Origin of the sequence: Rheinheimera soli (assembly GCF_031457405.1) — a bacterium.
GTDB lineage: Bacteria > Pseudomonadota > Gammaproteobacteria > Enterobacterales > Alteromonadaceae > Pararheinheimera > Pararheinheimera soli_A.
In genome coordinates, this window is sequence record NZ_JAVDWR010000001.1 from 624,854 (window position 1) to 647,623 (window position 22,770).

At 47.1% G+C, this 22,770-nt stretch carries 16 protein-coding genes; 8 read left to right on the forward strand and 8 right to left on the reverse strand.

Going from position 1 to position 22,770, the window contains the following annotated elements; translation table 11 throughout:
• Positions 1-2 precede the first annotated feature (2 nt).
• Together J2W69_RS02865 and J2W69_RS02870 are read left to right on the forward strand one after the other, a co-directional pair.
• Positions 3-422 (forward strand): organic hydroperoxide resistance protein, encoded by a 420-nt coding sequence (locus J2W69_RS02865; RefSeq protein WP_310274372.1) that lies wholly within the window; start codon positions 3-5, stop codon positions 420-422.
• Positions 423-544: 122 nt separating this feature from the next.
• Complete coding sequence (locus J2W69_RS02870; protein WP_310274374.1) at positions 545-1,570, forward strand: alpha/beta hydrolase; 1,026 nt, start codon at positions 545-547, stop codon at positions 1,568-1,570.
• 30 nt (positions 1,571-1,600) lie between these two features.
• Here J2W69_RS02870 and mltA read toward each other — a convergent pair whose 3' ends face one another.
• The gene (gene mltA / locus J2W69_RS02875) at positions 1,601-2,728 is read right to left on the reverse strand and encodes a murein transglycosylase A (protein ID WP_310274376.1); all 1,128 of its coding nucleotides are present in this window, start codon (positions 2,726-2,728) and stop codon (positions 1,601-1,603) included.
• Positions 2,729-2,912: 184 nt separating this feature from the next.
• Here mltA and J2W69_RS02880 point away from each other — a divergent pair, with 184 nt between their 5' ends.
• From J2W69_RS02880 to J2W69_RS02890, 3 genes are all read left to right on the forward strand, one after another.
• The gene (locus J2W69_RS02880; protein ID WP_310274378.1) at positions 2,913-3,677 is read left to right on the forward strand and encodes a substrate-binding periplasmic protein; all 765 of its coding nucleotides are present in this window, start codon (positions 2,913-2,915) and stop codon (positions 3,675-3,677) included.
• Positions 3,678-3,842: 165 nt separating this feature from the next.
• A complete protein-coding gene (locus J2W69_RS02885; protein ID WP_310274380.1) occupies positions 3,843-4,133 on the forward strand; it encodes a high-potential iron-sulfur protein in 291 nt (96 codons plus the stop codon).
• 294 nt (positions 4,134-4,427) lie between these two features.
• A complete protein-coding gene (locus J2W69_RS02890; RefSeq protein WP_310274383.1) occupies positions 4,428-5,420 on the forward strand; it encodes a LacI family DNA-binding transcriptional regulator in 993 nt (330 codons plus the stop codon).
• Here the strand turns inward: J2W69_RS02890 and J2W69_RS02895 are convergent.
• From J2W69_RS02895 to J2W69_RS02915, 5 genes are all read right to left on the reverse strand, one after another.
• Positions 5,412-6,638, reverse strand: a complete 1,227-nt coding sequence (locus J2W69_RS02895) for an oligosaccharide MFS transporter (RefSeq protein ID WP_310274385.1) — start codon at positions 6,636-6,638, stop codon at positions 5,412-5,414. The two genes, J2W69_RS02890 and J2W69_RS02895, sit on opposite strands and share 9 nt — an antisense overlap.
• A gap of 26 nt (positions 6,639-6,664) precedes the next feature.
• Complete coding sequence (locus J2W69_RS02900; RefSeq protein ID WP_310274387.1) at positions 6,665-8,719, reverse strand: glycoside hydrolase family 32 protein; 2,055 nt, start codon at positions 8,717-8,719, stop codon at positions 6,665-6,667.
• Between the two features lie 4 nt (positions 8,720-8,723).
• Positions 8,724-10,040 (reverse strand): sugar porter family MFS transporter, encoded by a 1,317-nt coding sequence (locus tag J2W69_RS02905; protein ID WP_310274389.1) that lies wholly within the window; start codon positions 10,038-10,040, stop codon positions 8,724-8,726.
• A 61-nt stretch (positions 10,041-10,101) separates the two neighbouring features.
• Complete coding sequence (locus J2W69_RS02910; protein ID WP_310274390.1) at positions 10,102-11,817, reverse strand: RagB/SusD family nutrient uptake outer membrane protein; 1,716 nt, start codon at positions 11,815-11,817, stop codon at positions 10,102-10,104.
• Positions 11,818-11,852: 35 nt separating this feature from the next.
• Positions 11,853-14,828, reverse strand: coding sequence for a SusC/RagA family TonB-linked outer membrane protein (locus J2W69_RS02915; protein WP_310274392.1), 2,976 nt, complete (start codon positions 14,826-14,828; stop codon positions 11,853-11,855).
• A gap of 413 nt (positions 14,829-15,241) precedes the next feature.
• Between J2W69_RS02915 and J2W69_RS02920 the strand changes: the two genes are divergently transcribed.
• Positions 15,242-16,561, forward strand: coding sequence for a 3-oxoacyl-ACP reductase (locus J2W69_RS02920; protein WP_310274394.1), 1,320 nt, complete (start codon positions 15,242-15,244; stop codon positions 16,559-16,561).
• On the opposite strand, the gene J2W69_RS02925 is transcribed toward J2W69_RS02920, so the two are convergent.
• Positions 16,511-19,561: a sensor domain-containing protein gene (locus J2W69_RS02925; protein WP_310274396.1), complete on the reverse strand. Its 3,051-nt coding sequence runs from the start codon at positions 19,559-19,561 to the stop codon at positions 16,511-16,513. The two genes, J2W69_RS02920 and J2W69_RS02925, sit on opposite strands and share 51 nt — an antisense overlap.
• Positions 19,562-19,808: 247 nt before the next feature.
• On the opposite strand from J2W69_RS02925, the gene J2W69_RS02930 reads away from it, so the two are divergent.
• A complete protein-coding gene (locus J2W69_RS02930; protein WP_310274398.1) occupies positions 19,809-20,885 on the forward strand; it encodes a Fic family protein in 1,077 nt (358 codons plus the stop codon).
• 131 nt (positions 20,886-21,016) lie between these two features.
• Positions 21,017-22,279 (forward strand): alkaline phosphatase family protein, encoded by a 1,263-nt coding sequence (locus J2W69_RS02935; protein ID WP_310274400.1) that lies wholly within the window; start codon positions 21,017-21,019, stop codon positions 22,277-22,279.
• Here the strand turns inward: J2W69_RS02935 and J2W69_RS02940 are convergent.
• Positions 22,276-22,683, reverse strand: coding sequence for a GNAT family N-acetyltransferase (locus tag J2W69_RS02940; protein WP_310274402.1), 408 nt, complete (start codon positions 22,681-22,683; stop codon positions 22,276-22,278). The genes J2W69_RS02935 and J2W69_RS02940 overlap by 4 nt on opposite strands.
• Between the last annotated feature and the right edge of the window lie 87 nt (positions 22,684-22,770).

The window sequence follows — 22,770 nt, forward strand, 5'->3', positions numbered from 1 at the left end:
TCATGCAAGTACTTTACAAAGCAGTAGCAACTTCAACTGCAGGTCGTGACGGTCGTTCAGTGTCTTCAGACGGCGTATTGGATGTGAAATTAAGCACACCTAAAGAATTAGGTGGGGCAGGTGGCGCAGCGACGAACCCTGAGCAGTTATTTGCTGCTGGTTACTCAGCTTGTTTCTTAGGTGCCATTAAATATGTCGCTTCACAACAAAAAGTGCTGATTGGTAACGATGCAAAAATCACAGCTGAAGTAGGTATTGGTCAAATCCCTGGTGGTTTTGGTCTGGATATCGAACTGCACATCAGTCTGCCAGGCGTTAGCAATGAAGTAGCGCAGGACTTAGTGACTAAAGCCCATCAGGTGTGTCCTTACTCCAATGCAACACGCGGCAATATTGATGTGCGTTTAGTAATTGTGAGCTAACAGCACTGCACTCAGCCTGATAAACAGAACTTTTTTTAATTATTAATGTATTGCGATAACAGTTAGATGAATAAGTATCCTGTTATCGCCACCCAATAAACCGCTGCGGCGAGGAGATAAACATGAACAGATTTCGTAAAGTTTTAGGTTTAACAGTCATTGCTTTAGGGATTAACAGTGCTTTCGCCGCTGGTGGTCCGGGTGTTGAACAGCATACGCAAAGCTTTTTAAATGCGCTGGCTCAGGGCGGTGGCACACCTTTAGAGCAGTTGTCGCCTAAAGATGCCCGTGCTGTCTTAACAGGCGCACAAGCCGGTGCCAAATTACCAGCCGCTGATGTCAGTGAAAAAACCATCACTATCGATGGTAAACCATTAAAACTGGTGGTGGTTCGTCCTGCAGGCAGCAAAGGCGTATTACCAGCCTTTATGTTCTTCCACGGTGGTGGCTGGGTATTAGGGGATTTCCCAACGCACGAGCGTTTGATCCGTGATTTAGTCAGCCGCTCTGGTGCAGTAGCTATCTATGTGGATTACACCCCATCACCAGAAGCGAAGTACCCAACGGCAATTAATCAGGCCTATGCTGCAACGAAGTGGGTGGCGGAGCATGGCAAAGAGCTCAATATAGATGGCTCACGTTTGGCCGTAGCGGGGAACAGCGTCGGTGGCAATATGGCGGCAGTGGTAGCCTTAAAAGCCAAAGAAGCAGGCACGCCAAAACTGAAATTCCAGTTGCTGTTATGGCCTGTAACAGATGCTAACTTTGAAAATAGCTCGTACAACCAGTTTGCGGACGGCTACTTCCTGACCAAAAACATGATGTTGTGGTTCTGGGACAATTACACCACCAACCCTGCACAACGTAACGAGATTTATGCCTCGCCACTGCGCGCAAGCATTAAGCAGTTAAGCGATTTACCACCAGCTTTGGTGCAAACCGCAGCTTTGGATGTATTACGTGATGAAGGCGAAGCTTATGCCAACAAACTGGATGCTGCTGGTGTCACTGTGACTTCAGTACGCTACAACGGCATGATCCACGACTTCGGTTTACTGAACGTACTAGCCGATGTACCAGCTACACAAGCAGCGCTGGATCAGGCAGGTCAGGCGTTGAAAAAGCACCTGAACCAGGACTTAAACTAAACAATTAAACTGAACAACATAAGGGCAGAGTCAATGACTCTGCCCTTTAGGCAATACCAGCCAGATTTTACCGTAATGCCGCAAACTATCACTGCGCTGCTGAGCTTCATCTCCTATACCCTGATAGACATCAATACGACCCGGAGTTTTAATGGCTGCACCTTTATCCTGCGCCAGCATCAATCTGAACTCATGGCCTGTTAATTCACCTTTGGCATCCAGCAATGGTACTTGCGCCAACACTATGGAACCTAATGGTATAAAAGCCGGATCGACAGCCACAGAATGCAATGGCGTTAAGGGTTCATTGGCTGCACCTACAGGTTTATCCAGGCCTGGTGAAAAGAAGGTATAACTGGGGTTTTTGCTCATCAGTTCACGTTGTTTGTCCGGGTTTTTCGCCAGCCATTCTTTAATGGCAGTGGCAGAAATGGTGTCTGCCGTGTATTCACCCATCTCAATCAGTACTTTGCCTAAACTGCGATACGAATGGCCATTACTGCCACCATAACTTAATAAATGCTGCTGGCCGTACTCATCTTCAACCACACCAGAGCCTTGTACCTGCATAAAAAAGTTGTCAACCAGACTGTTGCTGTAAAACAGCTCTAAACCTTGCCCGGCCAACACCTGCTCAAAGTCGATTTGTTCACGGCTTGGATACTGATTTAAGCCAGCAGGTTTGCGATAAATAGGGTATTTGTATTCTGCATCCGGTGTGGAACGCACTTTAAACACCGGTACATAATAACCGGTAAATTGCACGTTGCCTTTGCCATCTTCACCAGCCAACTGATGCAAGGCAAAAGCCTTACCGCCTTGTGCTGAGGGTTGTTCTGCCCAGGCCTGTAAATCACGTATTGTTTGCTGCAACTGGCTTTTACTGACAGCTAAGCCGGGTAAATTATGCTGTAGTGGCACCGATTTTTTATTTAAGTAGTTCAGCTGTCGTTCAAGTCCTTCTAAAAATTGCGGGGTCAGCCATTGGGTGTTTAAGACGGCTTCTGGTTGCTGCCTGTAAGTGCCACTGAATGCCTGGGCTCTTTTATCCAAACCATTGTTGGCAAACTGATTGGAGTGATGAATGCCGGAGGACGTCTGACTACAGGCCGACAAAATAAGGCTGGTGAGGCCAAGCCACAAAATACGGTGTTTCATAGAAGATAAGATTCAAAAAAGCAGACTGTGGCGGCACTCTATGTCACCAGAGCTTGGCTGACAACAGCTTGACTGTAATTTTTTGACAGAGCAGACTAAAAACAACTATTTGATAAAAACGCTCATGCTTGTATTATCCATTTTACACACAGCGATGTTCTGCTCTGGTTTAACAGGTAAAACAATGAAACTATGGAAAGTATGTGTTTTGGTACTGCTCTCTGGGCTTGGTGCCTCTACAGCAGTGCAGGCCGCACCTAAAGCCACAGAGCTGAAATTTGTATTGTATTATCCGCAAGTGCCTCCTTATATGTATCAGGACGAAAACACTGAAAAAGTGGTGGGACTGGTGCCAGAAGTGCTGCAGGATTTTTTCAACCAACAAAATATCCGCGTTCAGTATGTGGCTGATAACAGAACCCGCGCCGAACACAGGCTCTATCGAGGGGAAGTGGATGCCATTTTACTGGCCAAAGAGTGGACCCAATATCCTGAACAACTGCTATTTTCAGAACCTTTATTGGAACATCAGGACTACTTATTTGCCCGTCAGCCGATGGCAGCACAAGGACAGTTAGCGGATTGGGTCAAAGGCAAAGCCATTTGCACCCGCCAGTATTATATCTACGAAGCCTTAACCCCATTTTTTAACAGCAATGAGGCGGCCAGAGTGGATTCGCCCAGCGAACTGACTCAACTGAATATGTTACTCAATGGCCGTTGTGATTATGCTTTTATGAATGAGCACGTCGCCAACTGGTTGTTGCATCACCACTTTCCTGACAAACAACTGTATCGCTCAGCCAACGGATTCAGCCCTGTTGGTTTAACTGTGGCTTTTCATCCACGCTGGAAACTCCAGCTTGCCGCTTTTAACCAGTATCTGCGTGAACAACAACAGCAAGGCACCATAGCCCAGTGGCTAAAGTTTTATGTGACTAAATCCTGAGTGTGCGACTGCTTCTCTCACTGCTGTCTGTGGAACTTGCCAGATTAATCTGACCAGACACTGCTTTAGATCAAATCCAGGCAGTCTTATTTGCCACATACTCCGTAGCCTGTAAGCCAGAGGGCAGAACACTCTGGTGCAGCTTCTAAAATAACGGAGTAAAAGATGGGAAATTTAGACAGACGTAATTTTTTAAAACTATCGGCTTCTACCTTAGTGGGCATCACTTTAGGCGGAACAGCCTTGCATGTTGTGGCACAGGAAGTGGTGAAGGCGGACGATCCTATGGCTGTGGCCATGAAATATGTTGAAAAATCCACAGTGGAAGGTGCCAACTGTGCCAATTGTTTGCATATACAAGGCAAAGATGGCGAAGCGTTACGGGGTTGCAATATTTTCCCGGCTAAGCTGGTTCACGCCGAAGGCTGGTGTGTTGCCTGGGCGAAAAAAGGCTAAATCGCTCAACCCTTAGGACTCATTTGCACAACCCCCAAACAGTAAGAACAACGTTGTCCCTTCTGCTTGGGGGTTGTGTAGCATTCCAGTACTGAGTTTATCTTGTAAAAAAATCAATACGTTCGGTTTCAGCAGCTATGGACTTCAGGCACTATATGCAGGAATTGACCCAGAGACCAAATCTGATATAGGGTTTGACGTTGTCTTTAACCAGAAAGCAACCAGATAGTATCAAGTGGGGATGGCGAAAAGCGATGAAATATGCGGACAGGCTTATTGGAGAGAGCACCGGCTATGGTAACTATTAAAGATGTGGCAAAACATGCCGGAGTGGCTTTTAAAACGGTAGCCCGTGTTGTGAACAACGACCCAACGGTAAAACCAGAAAACAGAGAGAAAGTTTTACGCTCTGTTGAGGCGTTGGGATACAGGCCAAACCGCGCCGCTCAGATGACCCGGCGTAAAAAATCCGGCGTTATTGGTTTTATTGCGGACGAGTTGTTACGGATCCCATACACCTTTGATTTAATCCGCGGTGCCCAGGAAATGGCGTGGAAACACAACAGGGAGTTGATGGTACTGAACATTAATGAGCACAAATATAGTCTGGAAGCTGCGGTGGATCATTTATTCCAACACAGGGTGGAAGGCATTATCTATGCGTCTATGTACCATCGCCAGGTCAGTTTGCCCGATAGCCTGACTCAGATCCCCACTGTTTTAGCGAATTGTTATACCTCTTGTGGGCGTTTTGCGACTGTTGTGCCGGATGAAGAGCTTGCAGGCGAACAAATAGTCGGCGCTATGCTGGATAAAGGCTATAGACGTATCGCTTTTCTGAATCTTGATGAGCGTATTATTGCCGCTCAAGGACGTAAAGCCGGGGCTATCCGCGCTTTTGAAAAGCGAGGGGAGTCATTGCAGAATTTGCATATTGAATCCGTGATTGTTGAACAGGATGGCCAATTGATTTCAAGAGCGCGGCTGGCTGCATGCGAAGTGATAAAACAATTTAAACCTGATGCTATTTTATGTGGTCAGGATCCAATGGCGATGGAAATATATTTTGTATTGCAGTCTCTGGGTCTGAAAGTGGGAGAAGATATTGGTATTGGCAGTTTTGACAACTGGGATCTGATCCCGGAGCTATTGCAGCCCAGTCTAACCACAATGGCATTGCCTCACTATGAAATGGGGCGTTGGGCCTTTAATTATTTGCTGGATGAACGCACTGATGTGGTGGCAAGCAAACTACCATTCAGACTGATCAGCCGTGGCTCATTGTGAAACAGGCCTTAAATTTGTCGGCGCAGGCGCCAGCCAGAATGCTGACAACAGGGTGCAACACACCACAACGCTGCCGATCAGCAGGTAGGAGGTAGCATAGCCATAGTGGTCATACAGATAACCAAAAAATGGCGACAACAACATAGCGCTGAGTTGGCTGAACAGCAAAAATCCGACCATATACAAGGTAGTGGACAGCCGGGAGTCGAAGACTGCAGCTATATATTTGAACATGGCGACCAATAACACAGGCAGCTCCACCGCATGTAGCAGCTTTAACGCAGAAATAGCCAGAATGTCTGTCGCCAGTCCTGAACACAGTATTCTTATCGCCATAATACCACCGGCTAAAATCAGTGCCCGCCTTGCCCCTATTCGGTTCACCAGTGCCGGGGTTACAAACATCAGTGCGGCCTCCAGAAAAACCTGCGAAGAATTCAGATAACCAAAATAGATATTTGCCAGTTGAGGGTTTGCAAACTTAGAGGCAAAATAAACCGGAAACTGCTGGTCAAATACCTGATAAATACAAGGAACACTGATGATATAAAATGCAAAACGCCGAAACTCCGGTAGTTTCAATACCTGCAGCAGATCAGACAGACCAGGCTTTGTGATGTGCCGCTGGCAACTTTGTGGAGCAGAGGAGGTGGGGGTGGTCACCCGTATCAGGCAAAACAAGAAAACAATACCGGCCAGACTGGATAACCAGAAAACTGATTGCGGATACCAGTTCAGTAACAGACCCGTAAAAAATGTGGCGACGGCCCAGCCCAGAGATCCCCACATTCTGGAGCGGCCAAACTCAAAACCATCTCTGCGGCTTAAGCGTTCAATAAAAGATTCCAGCACCCCTACAGCTGCGCCAAAACTCACCGCAGTGAACAGAGCTCCAACTCCGGAACCCAGCCAGAAGTTACTCTTAAGCAAGGGTTGATAAAGCCAGTTAAAAAATGGTCCACAACATAAAATGGTGATAGCCACCACATAAAGCAGGGTTTTACCTTCGCTTAACCTGTCCTGCCAATAGCCATAGAAGGGCATCAGTATAAATGCCACCAGGGCATTTATACTGAAGACAAAACCAATATCTGTTGCCGTCAGGCCTACATTTTGTTTCAGCCAAATGGCATAAAATGAGAAGGAAAAAGACCAGGCAACAAAAAAGCTGAAAAATGCGCCATTCAGCAACCAGTAATTCAGGCGGTATTGTTGCATCTGCTCTTTCCCCTTCAGGGTTTAGGCTAATTTGTCCAGATTGACTTCAGCCTTGTTAAGGTCAATTGCCCGATGGACGCATGTTCGGCAAGATCCAACTGTAAGCTGTCATAAGGTTGTTGTGGAAACAGCAGGGCGGTCATCACCACCTGACCATCTTGCCAAAACAGCTCCAGTGACGATTCATCCAGCACTAAGGTCAGGGTGTTTTTACTGAAATCCCCCATCATGGGTGCTGTTTGCACATTGCCAAAATGCTTATCAAAACCCACCTTACCAGACTGTCTGCGATCAAGTCGTAGTTCTTTTTTGACAAAATCAAACTCAATTTTTACCTGATCACCCGCCTGATTATGCAGGATCAGCTCTGACACACCTTGCTGTTGCTCCAGCTTCAGGTCAATACGGCTGGAACCTGACTGATGTTCAGGCTTAGGTAAAGCTATTGTATGCCGGCCTGAAAGTGGTCCAAATTGCTTTTTATTCAACTCAAGCTTTTGCAGTTCAGGTATCAGTGTAGATTTCAGGCGTAACAGACCATCACTGTGCACCAGATTCAACTGTCGTGGTAAGGTCATGGCACTACGCCATACTTCAGTTGGAACCGTTTGTGCATATTGCCAGTTGCTCATCCAGCCCATAAAGATGCTCTGTTTCAGCTCTCCTGGTATAGCGCTGAAGGTGACGCCTGCATAATTGTCCGTACCATAGTCCAGCCAGAGTGCAGGTTCTACTTTAGAAGAAGCAGGTTTATCGGAAAAAACAATCTGATCCAGATAAATATGTCCCCAATTTTCGCTGATCTCATCGATCACCTGCAACACAGCCTGCTGCCCTTTCAGTTCTGTCACATCCCAACTATGTAGTTGAAAATTTTCGCTATTTTGGCCTGTTGCAGTGCGGACTACCTTGCCATCGACCAACAGGTTCATGCCTAGCTTTTCATCAAATTTGCCACCAGCCAACATAAAGTTGATGTAGCTGCTGCTAATAGTAAAGGGGCTTGATGTTAAAGTTCCAGTGGCCTTGTCTTTGTCGGCGAAACTGTTGAGCAGATACTGGCCTTCAAAACCCTGCACTGGTGCCTGTTCCGGGTGAGCACCAGCTGTTGGCGCATTCGCAAAGGCGTTACCCACTGCAGTCCATCCCTGTAATCCACTTTCAAAATCAGCGAAGATTTGCCCTTGTGGAAATACTGGTGCTTCAGGTTTTAATGCCTGTTGCCAGTCTTCATCCAATTGAAAGCTTTTGCCGTCAAAGTCACCGACAAAATACTGAGTCGCAGAGCCTCCATTCGGACCGCCTGAACCTACACTGACAATCAGCACATATTTGTGTTGATCTGAACCTTCAATGGGCAGCAGAATTAAATCCGGACATTCCCAAACGCCAATATGGCTGCCCCAGTCTTTGCCAAAGTTACTTTCAAAGCTCCAGTCGATTAAGTTTTTCGAGCTGTAAAAACCTATATGATCTGCCTGTGCCAATACCATAATCCATTTTTTACTCTGCTCATGCCATACCACTTTAGGGTCACGAAAATCTTTGATCCCAGGATTTGCCAGCACAGGATTTGACGGGTGTTTTATCCAGCTCCGGCCTTTATCCAGGCTATAGGCCAGGCCTTGAGTCTGGAAATCTGTCCTGCCTTGTTTTTCCCCTACAGGGTCATGATAGGTATAAATGGCCACTATAGGCGGGTTTTCTTTAGTGCCAAGGCCGCTGGTGTTTTTATGGTCAACAACGGCGCTACCTGAAAATATAGTGCCTAACTGATCCGGATATAACGCAATGGGTTGGTGTTCCCAGTGCAGCAGATCTTTACTGATAGCGTGGCCCCAATGCATAGGGCCCCACACTGATGCATCTGGATTGTACTGATAAAACAGGTGGTATTCGCCCTGGTAATAAAACATACCGTTTGGGTCGTTCATCCAGCGTTGTTCAGGCGTAAAATGTACTTGTGGCCTGTATTGTTCCTGATAAAGCGGCAGGGCTCCAGCTTGGTTTTTTTCTGGTGCTGAAGGCAGGTTACAGCCTGCCAGAACTAAAGCTGTGCATAAAACATAAATACGACGCATAAGGTTATATCTCCTTCGACAGCAGGCTACCGGATAACTCTTCCAGGGTCCTGCCTTTGGTTTCTGGCATCATGGTTTTGACAAAAATGAGTTGTAACACCATGGCGAATGTGAAAAATGCAAAGACCTGAGCCGCGCTGAAATGGGCAAGCACCCATGGCATCATCAGGGTGATCAGAGCAGCAAAGATCCAGTGAGTACCTGAACCCAGTGACTGGCCTTTAGAGCGCACCGCATTTGGGAATATCTCTGAAATAAAGACCCAGATCACAGCGCCCTGGCCTATGGCGTGGGCTGCAATAAAGGTAAAAATGGCACCCACAACAAAGTAGCCAGTGACTCCGCTGGAGAAGGCCCAACTGACGGTTGCCAGCGACAGGATGTAACCCACAGAGCCTATATACATCAGTGTTTTTCTACCCAGGCGGTCAATCAGATAGAGCCCAAGCATGGTAAAGAGCAAGTTGATCACTCCTATACCTGCACTGGACAGCAATGAGGCTGAGCTATCCAGGCCTGCCAGTTCAAAAACACGGGGGGCGTAATAAATTATAAAATTGATACCGGACACCTGATTAAAGACGGCAATCAGAAATGCCAGCATGACAGGAAAACGGTAGCGTTTTGTCAGCAAGGATTCGTTGGCGTGAACCCGTTGCTCACGCTGGAAATCGGTAATAATTTGCTCAGCATTCTGATGCCCAAGCTGGCGAAAGACGGCTCTGGCCTGCTCAGGTTTTTGTTGTTGCAATAGCCAGCGGGGACTTTCAGGTGCACGTAACACCATCAATAAATAAGCCAGCGCCGGTATAGTTTCTACACCCAGCATTAATCGCCAGTCGGCATCAATAGTGCCGGCCAGCAAATAATTCGACAGGAATGCGACCAGAATTCCGAATACAATCTGGAACTGGTACAACGCAACCAGACGGCCACGCCAGGCTGCCGGAGCAATTTCTGCGATATAGGCCGGAACTGCAATAGAGGACATACCCACACCTAAGCCGCCAATAAAACGCAGCACTGCAAAGCTGTAAGGATCAGGAGCTAAAGCGCTGCCAATAGCGGATAGTGTATAAAGCACACCAATCAGCACCAGTGTGAATTTACGGCCAAAGCGGTCACAAGGCCAGCTGCCGAACAATGCACCCAGCACTGTGCCCCATAATGCTGAGGACATCACAAATAAGCCATGAAACAGGGGGGAACTTTGCCATAGCTCTTGTGTTGGTTTATCTGCACCGGAAATAACGGCAGTATCAAAACCAAACAAAAAACCAGCGACGGCAACTGTCATCGCCCAATACAAAATTTTATTCATATCTTTCTTCTTTAATGGCACCAGTCAGAGCGGACACCAGGCCTGCTCTGACTGGTGCTGGTTAGTATCCCGGGTTCTGGACGTACAACCCGCCGCTTAAGTTGATCTGCAGATTGGGGATCGGCAGGTATTCGTGTTTGTTTTTGGTGAAATGAGCCGATTGCAGGTAAGGTTTACGGCCTTTTTCTATCAGGAAATACTGATCCAGGCTTTCTTTAGCTATCCCCCAGCGCACCAGGTCAAAAAAGCGATGACCTTCCAGTCCCAATTCCAACCGACGCTCCCAACGCAGGGCTTGTCGGGCTTCGTCTTTTGAGTTGAAAGCGCTGTATTGACCTATTCTGTAGATACTGGCGTTGTTTAAACGGGCTGTGCTGGCTGCAGCTCTTTGGCGTAACCTGTTAATAACAGGCACTGCTTCGTTCATTCGATCCAGTTCAATCAGAGCTTCAGCTTTCCATAACAGCACATCTGAGAAACGCACCAGTACAGTGTTCAGCGAGAAAATAGGGAAGGGGCCATTTTCACCACGGCAATCACAGTCAGGATGTTCTAAATCTTTCATCCCTGTGTAGTTTCCATAGATAGCTGGTGCTCTGGACCAGGAATCTCCACCATGGATTAAATTGGCATCGTATTTAAAAGGTTTACCTTCCATGGCGACAGTGTGATCCAGTCGAGGGTCTACAGCGTCAGTGTCTTTGTTATAAATGGCGTTATTCCCTGTATCAAACAAAGGCAGGCCATCAGCGCCGGTTTTGAAAGCATTGACAAAGTTTTCTGTTGGCACATGAAAACCACAACAACCAAAGCCACCTGACTGAGGAGCATTTAATGCGCTGGCCCAGCTGCCGCGTCCATCCGGAGATCCGTCATTTAACGAACGCTGTATCGCAAACACGGATTCCACGCCATTTTCATAGTCAACCAGGAAGTTTTTTGCATAGTCGTCGTGCAGGTTATAGACATTCGACTGCTCGACTTCTGTCACTAATCTGATTACTTCGTTGAGCTTGTCTGTATTGATGGCAATCACATTGTGTTGATCATCTTGCTCATAAGCCTGATACAACAGGGTTTTGGCCAGCAATGCTTTTGCAGAAAGGGCGGATGCCCTGCCTACATCTTTTTGTACATCAGGCAAATTGTTCATAGCAAAACGAAAATCTTCCGCTATTTTGTCCCACAGCTGCTGATCCGTCAGATCGCGGTTACTGGCAGCCAGTATTTGCTCCTGCGACAGTGTTTCATCTATCCATGGGATCCATTTATGGTGGATTTTCAGGTCAAAGTAAAACAGTGCTCTGACAAAACGAGCCTCTGCAACTTTTTGCTGCAGCGTATCTCTTACCTGGCTGTCGGCGTTGGCGATGACACGCAGCACTTCGTTTGCACGGGAAATGCCTGTGTAATTGCGGCTCCATTTTTTATCATTTAAATCAATAAGATCGGGCGGGAAAGATTCCATTTCCGGCACTATAGGTTCAAACATAGATAAAGCATGGTAAGCAAAGATATCGGAAGGGCCATTGCCGCCTTTGTGGGCATCTCCAGCCCGGAGATTTCCTGTAGGCCATAAAAAGTTGGGTGCTGTGTAATGGTCGTTGCCAAGGTAGCTATAAGTGGCAATCACCAGTGCATCTATATTACTTACTGTGGTGACTTGATCAGGTGTCAGTACTGCCTTTGGCGGCACGTCCAGATCGTCACTTCCGCCACAGGCTGTCAGCTGGAGTGCAAGCAGACTGCAGAATAAAGGGTATATAAGCTGTTTCATAGTAGTTCTCATTCGTTGAAGTGCTGAAATTGCTGTTAAAAGGTCATTTCAAGGCCAAGAGTGATACGGCGCGGCACTGGGAAGACTTCATTGGGTGTTTCCGGATCTTCGCTTAAGGTTCCACCCGGAGTCAGAGTGAGTAAATTAGAGGCTTGCAGGTAAACCCGGGCTTCCTGAATGCCAAACTTATCCAGCAGGTCGATATTTGGTCTGTACCCCACGGAAATATTTCTGAGCTTCAGATAGCTGCCTTCTTCCCAGAAAAAGCTGGACTGACGGCCTTCGCCATTGGTATCTACCAACGTCAGGGCTGGTACTGTGGAGTCGCTGTTTTGCACAGTCCAGGCGTCCAATACTCTTGAGCCATAGTTAGAGCCAATATTCAGCGAGGTGAAATCGGTAAAAAGGCGCCAGTTGTTACGGATTTGTCCCCCTTCCACCCCTTGCCAGAACATATTAAAGTCCCAGTCTTTGTAGTTCAGCGTCAGATTCAGGCCATAGATAAAATCAGGATCTGTAGTGGCAAAAAAGTCCTGATCGTTTTCATTGATCACACCATTGCCATCCAAATCAGCCCAGCGTATCCGTCCCGGAGCTGCACCCGCCTGAGTTGCATGTTCATCCACTTGGCTTTGGCTTTGAAACAAACCATCGGCCACATAACCGTATACAGAGTTGATGGAGCGACCAAGAATAGTTTTATCCTGGCCGTTGCCACCAAAGCTGTTGATCACGTCTTGCGGTAAAGCTGTGACCTTATTTCTGGATTTGGACAAATTAAAGGATGCGTCCACTTTGAGATCTTCCCAGCCATCGAAACTTAACCAGTCCTGATAACCTAAGATCATTTCAAAGCCGTTATTTTCGATGGTGCCGCCGTTGACCCATTTTTGTGCTCCTTCTCCTAAAGTCGCGATAGGGCGGGTCAGCGTAAGAATGTCCCTTGTTTCTTTCTGATACCAATCGAAGCTTGCATAGACAGTGTTGGAAAACAGGTCAATATCCAGGCCTATATTGCTTTGTGTGGATGTTTCCCACTTCAGGTCAGGGTTACCGGTTTGAGCACGGACAAAACCTGAAGGCAAAGTACCGCCATTGGCGCCTGTAATGTCATAAGCCGTGCCTTCGTCCTGTTGATTAGTAAACAAAGACTGAGTGGCGTAACGAGGGATATAAGTGGTCGCGGTGGCATTGCCCGGAATTTCCTGATTACCGGTTTCACCCCAGCTCAACCTTAGTTTCAGGTTGGAAACAGAGGCCAGATTAAAAAACTCTTCGTTGGACAATACCCAGCCAGCAGAAAAGGCTGGGAAGGTGCCGTATTTATTGTTTTCGCCAAAACGGGATGAGCCATCGCGTCGCACTGTGGCTGATGCAAGATAACGATCATCGTAGTTATAGTCGGCTCGGGCAAACTGAGAGTCCAGTGCCCAGCTGTCGCCATCACCTTCAACCCGCACATCCCTGGTGGCCTGAGATAAAAACGCAAAATCACGATCATTGGAGGCAAAACCAGACCCTATAGCGCGGGCCGATTCGCGTTTAAAGTTGATTTGTTCAATACCAGCCAGCAAATTGAAGCTGTGTTTCTCATCCAATACCACTTTGTAACTGGCGGTATTACTGGCAATGATGCTGCGGCTCCAGTTGTTATCGACCGTCAGCCTGTCGCCGAAAGTCAGAGTTCCGGCTTTAAAACTACGGGTAAAATTACGGAAGTAAAACTGGCTGTAGTCGACACTTAAACTGCTTTTGAGTTTAAGATCCTCTAAAGGACTGTATTCGGCATAAAAGCCAGGCATCACTTTGTTGAAACGGTGATTATTGTCACGGTTTTGTTCAATGATCCTGACCGGGTTATCTCTGTCCGTGATGCCAGGTACAGGGCCTCCCCAGCCCCCTTCATCGTTAAAAACCGGCACTATGGACTGTTGCTCAATGGATAAACCCAGAATCTGTCCTGCTAAATCATTGATCAGGTTGCCAACCTGATTGGTCAGCAGAAAAGTTTGACCTACTTTTAAACGGTCTTTAATCAGTTCATGGTCTGAATTCAGCCGAAAGGCCATACGTTCAAAGTTAGAACCATCCACTATGCCGTCTGAGTTGTAATACCCCAATGAACTGTAAAACCGGCTAGTTTCATCTCCTCCGGATAAAGACGCATTGAAGTCCCGCACATCGGCTTCGTGGGTGACTAAATCAAACCAGCGGGTGTCGGCAGGGCGTTGCAGATTGTCCGGATCCGTAAAAGCAGGAAGATTTACGCTGTTAAGTTGTGGATTATCGTAATCGCCATTCCAGTCAAAGTTATACAAGGGGCTTGCTGAATTTGGATTGGTTTTATCGTTCACTGCGGCACGCCAAACGGCCATACCTCGTTGTTCGGTATTCAGGGGGTTTAAATCGTAACTGTAACTTTCGCGGGTTTGATTAAAACGAAAGTTAAAATCAAGACCTTCATGGCCCTTTTTTGTCGTGACCACAATGACGCCATTGCCGGCACGTGAACCATAAATACTGGCCGCAGCAGCATCACGCAGGACCTGCACGTCCGCTATATCATTGCTGTTGATCTCGTGCAGACCTGATTTAGTCGGAATGCCATCAATGATGTACAGAGGGTCATTGTTTCCCAAAGGACCCAGACCCTGGCCACGAATACGCACTGTGGCCGCTGAGTTCGGGTTGCCGTTGGTGGTTATGTGCAGGCCTGGTACCCGGCCTTGCAAATTTTGCATGATATTCCCGGCGGGCATATCGGCAATATCTTCCACGTGAACAGTGGCTATAGCACCTGTCAGATCTTTTTTCTCAACTGAGGCATAGCCATAAGACACCTGAATTATTTCGATATCCTGCTGTTCTTTTTCCTCATTATTTTTTTGTTCTTCCTGTATGGGCGGCTCTGTTTGTTGCTCTGCCAAAACGAAAGTGGGGAGTAACAAAGTGCTACTTGTCAGAAGCATATGAATGCCTCTCGCCAACGGATGCATGGAGAATGTTTTCATGTCTTGTCCTGTTGATGTGAATGTTATTTTTATCGACAATAAACAACGTTGTCTTTTTGTTTATAATGCAGACCGAGCGTTTTTTCAACATATAAATTGCAGATTTGCACAGATGTTGTGCATTTTCGTTAAAAGTGGTGCATTGCGAAGTGATCACAAGGTGCCTGGACTCAGTGCTATCGTTGTTTTTTAAGTCGGTACTGCGGTCTGATTGCTTGAGTGGTAGGAGAGTTGCGATGGAAAATAACCAAATCCAGCAGACAAAGCAGGGCACAGAGTCGGTTCCCTGTTAAATCTATCTATTTCTGCCTTACGCTCACCAACTGGCCCTGAGTCTGCCATTAGCCAGAGCTGGTATCACTGCCGGTATGCCGTTAAGATAACTGAAGTTTTTAAGCCGACAGAGACTAGCCATGACATCCTGGGTGAGCGCTTTATTAGATTCTGCAGCAGGTCGCTGGTGTGGTGTGCCACAAGCGACCCCTTTGCAACGACCACAAGGAGAGGCCGCATGTTTTAGTGGTTCAGTGCTGCTGTGTGGCAAAATATCCCCGCACAGTGTGTTGTTGCGTCAGCATTTAAGCCTTCTGCCTGATAGTCGTTTTGATGAAGCGTCAGTCGGGCCATTTCAGGCCATTATTTTTGATGGTACTGAACTGCAAAATACCAAAGAGCTGGATTTAGTCTGGCAACACTTACACAGTGTTTTACCTGTGTTGGCGAAAAATGGCCGTGTGTTGATACTGGCGCGAGCTGTGGCTGATGCCAGCAACGCAGATGCCGCAGCCGCAGCTGCTGCTTTATCGGGCTTTACCCGCTCCATTGCCAAAGAGCTGGGGCGTTTTGGCAGTACAGCAAATTTATTATCCCTGCGCCAGGGCGTACAGCAGAGCCTGTTGCCTGTTGCAGAATTTTTCCTGTCTAAAGCTTCGGCTTATATCACAGGTCAGGTCTTGCCAGTAGGTGCGGTAACAATAGCTGAACTCAGCCCATGGCAAAAACCACTTCAGGGGAAAGTTGCTTTGGTGACAGGCGCAGCCCGTGGCATTGGTGCTGCCATAGCTACAACGCTGACAGAGCAGGGAGCCAGCGTTATTGGGCTGGATATTCCACAAGCCGAAGAGGCACTTAACGCCTTGATGCAGCAGCTGCAAGGCAAAAGCCTGGTGCTGGATATCAGTCAGAGCAACAGTGCTCAGCAATTGCAGCACTGGTTAACAGAGCAAGGTCTGACACTGGATATTCTGGTGCACAACGCTGGTATCACCCGCGATAAACTATTTCACAGAATGACAGAAGCCCAGTGGACTCAAACTCTGGACGTGAACCTGCGTGCAGTGCAAGCTATTAATTCACTGCTGTTGGAACAGCAATTGATCCAGTCCGGTGGAAGGGTGGTGTTGTTGTCGTCGATGAATGGTTTGGCAGGGCAAAAAGGCCAGACCAACTATGCCAGCTCAAAAGCCGCTTTGGTCGGGTATTGCCAGTATATGGCGATGCAGGACCACAGAGGCATTACCTTTAACGCCATAGCCCCAGGTTTTATTGAAACTCAAATGACAGCAGCTATGCCGGCCATCCCACGTGAAGTGGGACGGCGGTTAAACTCGCTGAGTCAGGCGGGTTTACCTCAGGATGTGGCTTTGGCTGTCGCCTTTTTTGCACGACCAGATGCCGCTGGTTTAAACGGCTCTGTGCTGAGAGTGTGTGGTCAATGTTTTATTGGCGCCTGAAGGCTGAATACCCGATCCCACCGATGCTGTGGCCCAGACATCAGGCGGCAGCCAGGCTTTTTTCCACGGCATAAATTGCTCGGCTGGCATAGGACGGGCTATGCCGTAGCCCTGAGCCAGAGTACAACCCAATTGCAGCAGCATTTCGCCGTGTTCTGTGGTTTCCACCCCTTCAGCAACAATTTCACGTTTAAATTCATTGGCCAATACAATAATGCCTTTGAGAATGGCTAAATCGTCCGGGTCAACCAGCATATCGCGGACAAAACTCTGGTCTATTTTCAGCACTGTTGCGGGCAGACGTTTTAAATAGGTTAAGGACGAATAACCAGTGCCAAAATCATCCAGCGCAAAACTGACACCACTGCGAATACAAGCCTGCATTACGGCCTGAACATGGGTTAAGTCATTCAGCGCACTGGTTTCCAGAATTTCCAGTTGCAACAAAGAGGCTGGCACATCTGAATAAAAATGCAGTAACAATTGCAGGCGATTCACAAAATCCAGCTGCTGTAAGTGATAGGCTGAGATATTGACACTAACAGGGATAGTCATACCCTGACGTTGCCATTCGGCCAACTGACGCAGTGCTTCTTCAATCACCCAATAGCCTAATTCCACTCCCAGACTATGTTGTTCTATCGCAGGTAAAAATAAGGCAGGAGCGACCATACCTTTTTGTGGATGCATCCAGCGGATCAGCGCTTCTGCACCTATCACTTCACCTGTGTGCATATTAACTTTGGGCTGATAAAACAATCTGAACTGTTTAAGTGCCAGGCCTTGTCTGATTTCTACTATGGTTTCCTGGTGGCCACGTAAACTGCGGGCATAGTCGGTATCAAAGACATGACAGCGGTTTTTACCATCCTGCTTGGCCTGATACATGGCATGATCGGCCTGACGTACCAGCTGTTCTGCTTCAGTGGCATCCGTCTGAGGGTAAAAGGTCAGGCCTATACTGGCAGACACCGACAACATCCATTCGTCTATTTTCAGCGGTTTAGCCACCACATCCAGCAGTTGCTGAATTTTGGCAAGCCCGGCTTTTTTATCACTCAGCGCAGGCAACAACACCACAAATTCATCACCGCCGATACGGGCCAGCAACTCGGTTTCTTCAAGCTGAGACTGCAGTCGTTCGGACAAGGCGATTAAGAATTGGTCGCCGGTTTCATGGCCGTGCCGGTCATTAATTTCTTTAAAACCATCTAAATCAAGATAAGCAATAGCCAGCATCTGCTCTTCAGTGGCTTTTTTCAGCAGCAGCTGTAACTGCCGGGTTAAAGCGCTACGGTTTGGTAAGCCCGTCATGGAGTCATAAAGTGCAATTTTTTCAAGGTGTTGTTGCTGTTGGTACTGGTTGGTAATATCAGAAAAGAGCCCGACATAATGTTGTAACTGGCCTTTATCATCCAGGACAGCACTTAAGGTCAGGCTTTGAAAAAAATCTTCGCCTGACGCCTTGCGACTCCAGAGTTCACCAGACCAGAAGCCTTGCTGCTGAAGGCTTTGCCACATGGAACTAAAAGTAAGTTCATCCAGATGCTCAGACTGCAATAAACGTGGGGTGCAGCCTATAGCTTGTTTAGCGCTGTAGCCTGTGATCTCGGTAAAGGCCTGATTCACATCAATCATCACACCTAATGGGTCGGTGATCATAATGCCTTCGCGGGCATGGGTGAACACGCTGGCAGATAAGCGCAATTTGTTGTCTGCGGTGTGCTCAAGTGTAATATCCCGGGATAAACCGACAGTGCCTACATACTCTTCATCAACCAATACAGGGGCTTTGTAGGTTTCATACCAGGACTGCTCTGTTTCAGTTTTATGTTGCGAGCGGATCACCTGTGGCTGGCCTGATGTCAGTACTTGTTTATCATGGACCACATGACTTAAAGCACGTTGTGCATCAAATAAGTCGGCGTCTGTTTTCCCCACCAACTGGCTGGTATTTCGATGCTGAAACTGCTCAGCAAACTTCTGGTTTACTTCCAGATAGCGGCCGTGAATATCTTTTAACCAGACTACAAAAGGAATGCTGTCAATCAGGGTGCGTTGGTACTGCTCTTTTTGCTGCAGCGTCTGGATCAGAGTCTGACGTTCCTGAATTGAGCTGTTCAGCCGAAGCTGGGTAGCACCCAGCCAGCTCATAATGCTGCCAGGTTTAGCTTTTCGCAGATCTGCGCCTTGCAGCACTTCACCCCGGCCCATAGCTTTAATCTGGTCGTATAAATGGCTGACAGAAGCACCCAAAATACTGTTGTGAACTCTTTTAATATCCCAAAGCGAATAAAACAGCAGTAAACCGGACAGAATAAACAGAATACGCATCACCAGAGCGTAAAACATCGCATCCTCTACTTCATCTGCTGTGCGCTCGTCCACCAGACTATACACAGTGGCTATGGGTTGCATGATGGCGATTTTGGCATTGTGGTAGTTCAGATCAAACACGCTTAGCAGGGCTTGTTGTTTGTTGTTCTCTTTTTGCGCCGGATCAATTTCAGGTCTTTCCAGCAGTTGCATCGCTTTTTGCTCTGTCACTGCCAACAGGTCGGACTGAATTTTGGCTTCCTGTAAGGCAGACATTTCGGCATCGGTAAAACCTGTGGCTTTCATTAAATCCAATAATGCGACACGGGAGCCAGCGGGGCGGGGTCTCTGGTTTTCTTCGCTAACTAAATCCCAGTACACCTGATGATAATTGACGGGCCTGGCCGACTGGCCATTTCGTATTGCGATAATTTCATTGAAGTGGTTTTTGTAGCGATGCTCCCCCGTTGCAATGTAGCTTCGCACCATACGGGTTAAATCATCGGAAGACTGACGCAACTCGCCGATGATTTTCAGCGAATACACCCGCTGATCATTGGCTGCATCAATACGTTTTTCTGCATAGACATAAGCAACAAAAATCGCGCTGAAAGTAAATAACAACGCAATAGCTGCCCAAAATCGCAGCGTAAGCTCAGACGTAGAGTAACGCTTTACCGGCACAAAAACTCCTGCTTTTCATCTTGTTCAACCGCAGTCATGCTGGTTAAAGATCCTGATTTATTCTGCCTCAATAGTTATTGAGGCGGGTAACGAAAGCAAGCTGTTCTATTCAGTTTTTGCGGTTTTATTTCCATAAATTTAGAAAAATCGCTAAAAACTTGCTAACACTTTGTTTTTTCAGTGAACCTCTATTAGTCTTAGCTGGTCAATAAATTAAATATATTGAATAAATACAGGTGATTCTGTGATGGATAAGTACCAGACTTTTTATCAGCCGAATCCGGAGATCCCGGACTTAGTGCAACGCATCGAACAGCAAATGGCGCAATGGTCCGTTGTTGTCACTTCGCTTTCATTGCAGCAACGTCTGGTGTTGCAGAATAAGTCTTTACAGGCCAGTCTGGCTTTGGACCACAATTCTTTATCTCTTGTGCAGTTGCAGGAGCTGGCTGCAGGTAAACGTGTAGTGGCTTTGGTGCAGGATATACAACAAGCACAAAATGCCCTGACGTTGTATCAACAACTGGATCAGCTTAATCCTTATCAAAGTGCCGATTTACGCAAGGCACATGGCGCTTTTATGAGTTCAGTATCCTCTGATGCCGGACACTACAGAAAGCAGGGTGCTGGTGTTTATGAAGGTCACAAGCTGGTGCATATGCCACCTGCACCGGCCACTGTGAAGGCTTTGGTTGATGAGCTGCTGGACAAACTGCAGCATGAACAGGTGCATCCTTTATTGATATCCTGCCTGATGCATTATCAACTGGCATTTATTCATCCATTTTCTGATGGCAACGGCCGTCTCTGTCGCTTGTGGCAACATTTAGTTTTAATTCGGTGGCAGCCTTGTTTTGCTTATTTGCCTTTTACTGCTGTGCTTAAAGACAAAACACGGGACTACCAAAAAGCCTTGCGCCAGTCCGTGCCTAAGTACGATGCAACAGCTTTTATTTTGTTTATGTTGCGCAGTATTCACGAAACGCTGAACACCGAATTAGAACAGTTGGAATTACAGCAATCCGAATTAAGTAACCTCAACCAGACGGCACATTTACCGGATCAGCCTTTGGTCGATTTGACACAATTTGTGCAGCTGCAACCACAAAAAGTGAAAACAAAAACGCCAGGGCCCTGGTATAAAACCGAAGATCAGATTTTAAAGAAACTGAAAAAAGACAACAGATTAAGTGCTAAAACCATAGCGGATGAACTTGGATTAAGCTCCAGAGCCATAGAAAAACAACTGGCGAAGTTAAAGGCGGAAGGCAAACTGCTTCGTACAGGACCTGCCAAAGGCGGTCGCTGGCAAGTCGTGGCCTGAACCACTTTTTATGACGACAAGGCCGTGCTTTTTAGCAGTTGATAGCATTTTTTTTACTTTTGGTCGTTTTGTCATATGACTGCCTACGGTGCTCAGTACACTGCTGTTTTTTTGCGATGAACAGGTGCTTTGTGCGTAGTATTTTTCTGTTTTTGTTGTGTTTAGTACTCAGTCTGGATCTTCATAGCGCAGAAGCAAAGTCGCAGTCTCAGGCGAACAGCTTGTTGCTGATCTCCATCGATGGTTTTGGCCAGCAGTACTGGGAGACTTATAAAGCGCCTGTTTTACATCAACTGGCACAAGCTGGTGTCAGAGCCCTTAGTATGCAGCCGGTCTTCCCGACAAAAACCTTTCCCAATCACTACAGCATAGCTACAGGTTTGTACCCTGCGAATCACGGTATTGTCGAAAACAATATTTATGATGCTGATTTTGATGCGGTATTTCGTATGAGCAAACCAGAAGAAGTCACCAATAGCCGTTGGTGGCTGGGTGAACCTATTTGGGTCACAGCAGAGAAGCAGGGGGTTAAAACCGGCACTTATTTTTTCCCAGGTACCGAAGCTGCGATCAAAGGGGTAAGGCCTGGCTTGTGGCAAGCTTACGATGGTTCAATCAGTAATAGAGACAGAGTGAACTCAGTATTGGCCTGGCTGGATTTACCTTTGGAGAAGCGGCCCCAATTTCTGACATTGTATTTCAGCTCTGTGGATGACGCTGGCCATGCCTATGGTCCTGAATCAAAACAGGTGGCTGAAGCTATTGCTGATGTAGATCAGGCGCTGGCTGTGCTGGTGAAAGGGCTGGAACAAAGAGGACTGCTTCATAGCATGAACCTGATGCTGGTATCTGACCATGGTATGGCCAAAGTGCCACAGCAGCAGGTGATAGTGCTGGACCAGCTGTTTGATCAGAAAAAAGCGGCTTTGGTGTTGTGGACCCCGGAGATTGTTTCCATTTTTCCGAAAAAAGCCGAATTAGAAGCTATTTACCAACAGCTAAAACACTCACTGCCACCTCAGGCCAAAGTGTATAAAAAAGCAGATTTACCAGAACGTTGGTTTTATCAGAACAGCAAACGTATAGCACCCATTTTGGTGGTGCCTGAAGCAGGCTGGCGTTTAATGCAAAAACATAAGCAAAAAGAATGGCTGGAAAAGCCTGGTCGTAGTGTTGTCACAGGCAGCCATGGTTATGACAATAATAGTCCGGCTATGCAGGCTATTTTTGTCGGGCATGGGCCAGCCTTTGCTGCAGGCAGTCAAATTCCGGCTTTTTCCAATATTGAATTGTATAACCTGATGTGCCGCATCTTAGGTATTCAGCCTGCACCCAATGATGGCAATCCTGACTGGGTGCAGTCTGTGTATCAGGCTGAGCAAAAGAAAGATTAAAGTCTTTTGGTCATAAAGTATTTGCAGCCGGTGAAAGGGTAGTTGGTTTGAGTCCACTCCAGCTGATAGCCATGGCGCTCGTAAAAAGGCTTGGCTTGAAAATCCAGAGTGTCGAGAATGACAAAGCTGCAACCCCTTGCTTTAGCAAGGCTTTCAGCCTCAATGAGTAGCTTTGATCCTACGCCTTTTCCCCGAACTTTTTCGTCCAGCCACAATGACTCCAGATAAAACCAATGGCCAAAAGTACGGCCAGCCACTGCGGCTATTAAGTGGCCTTCACTATCTTCCAGTTTAAATCCCAACTGTTGCCTTTTGGTCGCATCCCAGTGCAAGGCATTAAACTCAACAATTTTTTGTTTAGCCAGTTCGGCAAATTCAAGGGTATGGACAGGTGTAAAGATCACAGTTCTATCTTAGAAAACGAAAAAAACACTATAACATGCTCGCTTTCTCCCGTTAATAAATAGCTCTGTTCATTTAGCGCTGTCGGG

Coding starts and splice junctions, on each gene's coding strand:
- J2W69_RS02885 (WP_310274380.1), top strand. CDS start 3,843: ATGGGAAATTTAGACAGACGTAATTTTTTAAAACTATCGGCTTCTACC.
- J2W69_RS02895 (WP_310274385.1), bottom strand. CDS start 6,638: ATGCAACAATACCGCCTGAATTACTGGTTGCTGAATGGCGCATTTTTC.
- J2W69_RS02905 (WP_310274389.1), bottom strand. CDS start 10,040: ATGAATAAAATTTTGTATTGGGCGATGACAGTTGCCGTCGCTGGTTTT.
- J2W69_RS02915 (WP_310274392.1), bottom strand. CDS start 14,828: ATGAAAACATTCTCCATGCATCCGTTGGCGAGAGGCATTCATATGCTT.
- mltA (WP_310274376.1), bottom strand. CDS start 2,728: ATGAAACACCGTATTTTGTGGCTTGGCCTCACCAGCCTTATTTTGTCG.
- J2W69_RS02890 (WP_310274383.1), top strand. CDS start 4,428: ATGGTAACTATTAAAGATGTGGCAAAACATGCCGGAGTGGCTTTTAAA.
- J2W69_RS02865 (WP_310274372.1), top strand. CDS start 3: ATGCAAGTACTTTACAAAGCAGTAGCAACTTCAACTGCAGGTCGTGAC.
- J2W69_RS02880 (WP_310274378.1), top strand. CDS start 2,913: ATGAAACTATGGAAAGTATGTGTTTTGGTACTGCTCTCTGGGCTTGGT.
- J2W69_RS02900 (WP_310274387.1), bottom strand. CDS start 8,719: ATGCGTCGTATTTATGTTTTATGCACAGCTTTAGTTCTGGCAGGCTGT.
- J2W69_RS02870 (WP_310274374.1), top strand. CDS start 545: ATGAACAGATTTCGTAAAGTTTTAGGTTTAACAGTCATTGCTTTAGGG.
- J2W69_RS02930 (WP_310274398.1), top strand. CDS start 19,809: ATGGATAAGTACCAGACTTTTTATCAGCCGAATCCGGAGATCCCGGAC.
- J2W69_RS02910 (WP_310274390.1), bottom strand. CDS start 11,817: ATGAAACAGCTTATATACCCTTTATTCTGCAGTCTGCTTGCACTCCAG.
- J2W69_RS02920 (WP_310274394.1), top strand. CDS start 15,242: ATGACATCCTGGGTGAGCGCTTTATTAGATTCTGCAGCAGGTCGCTGG.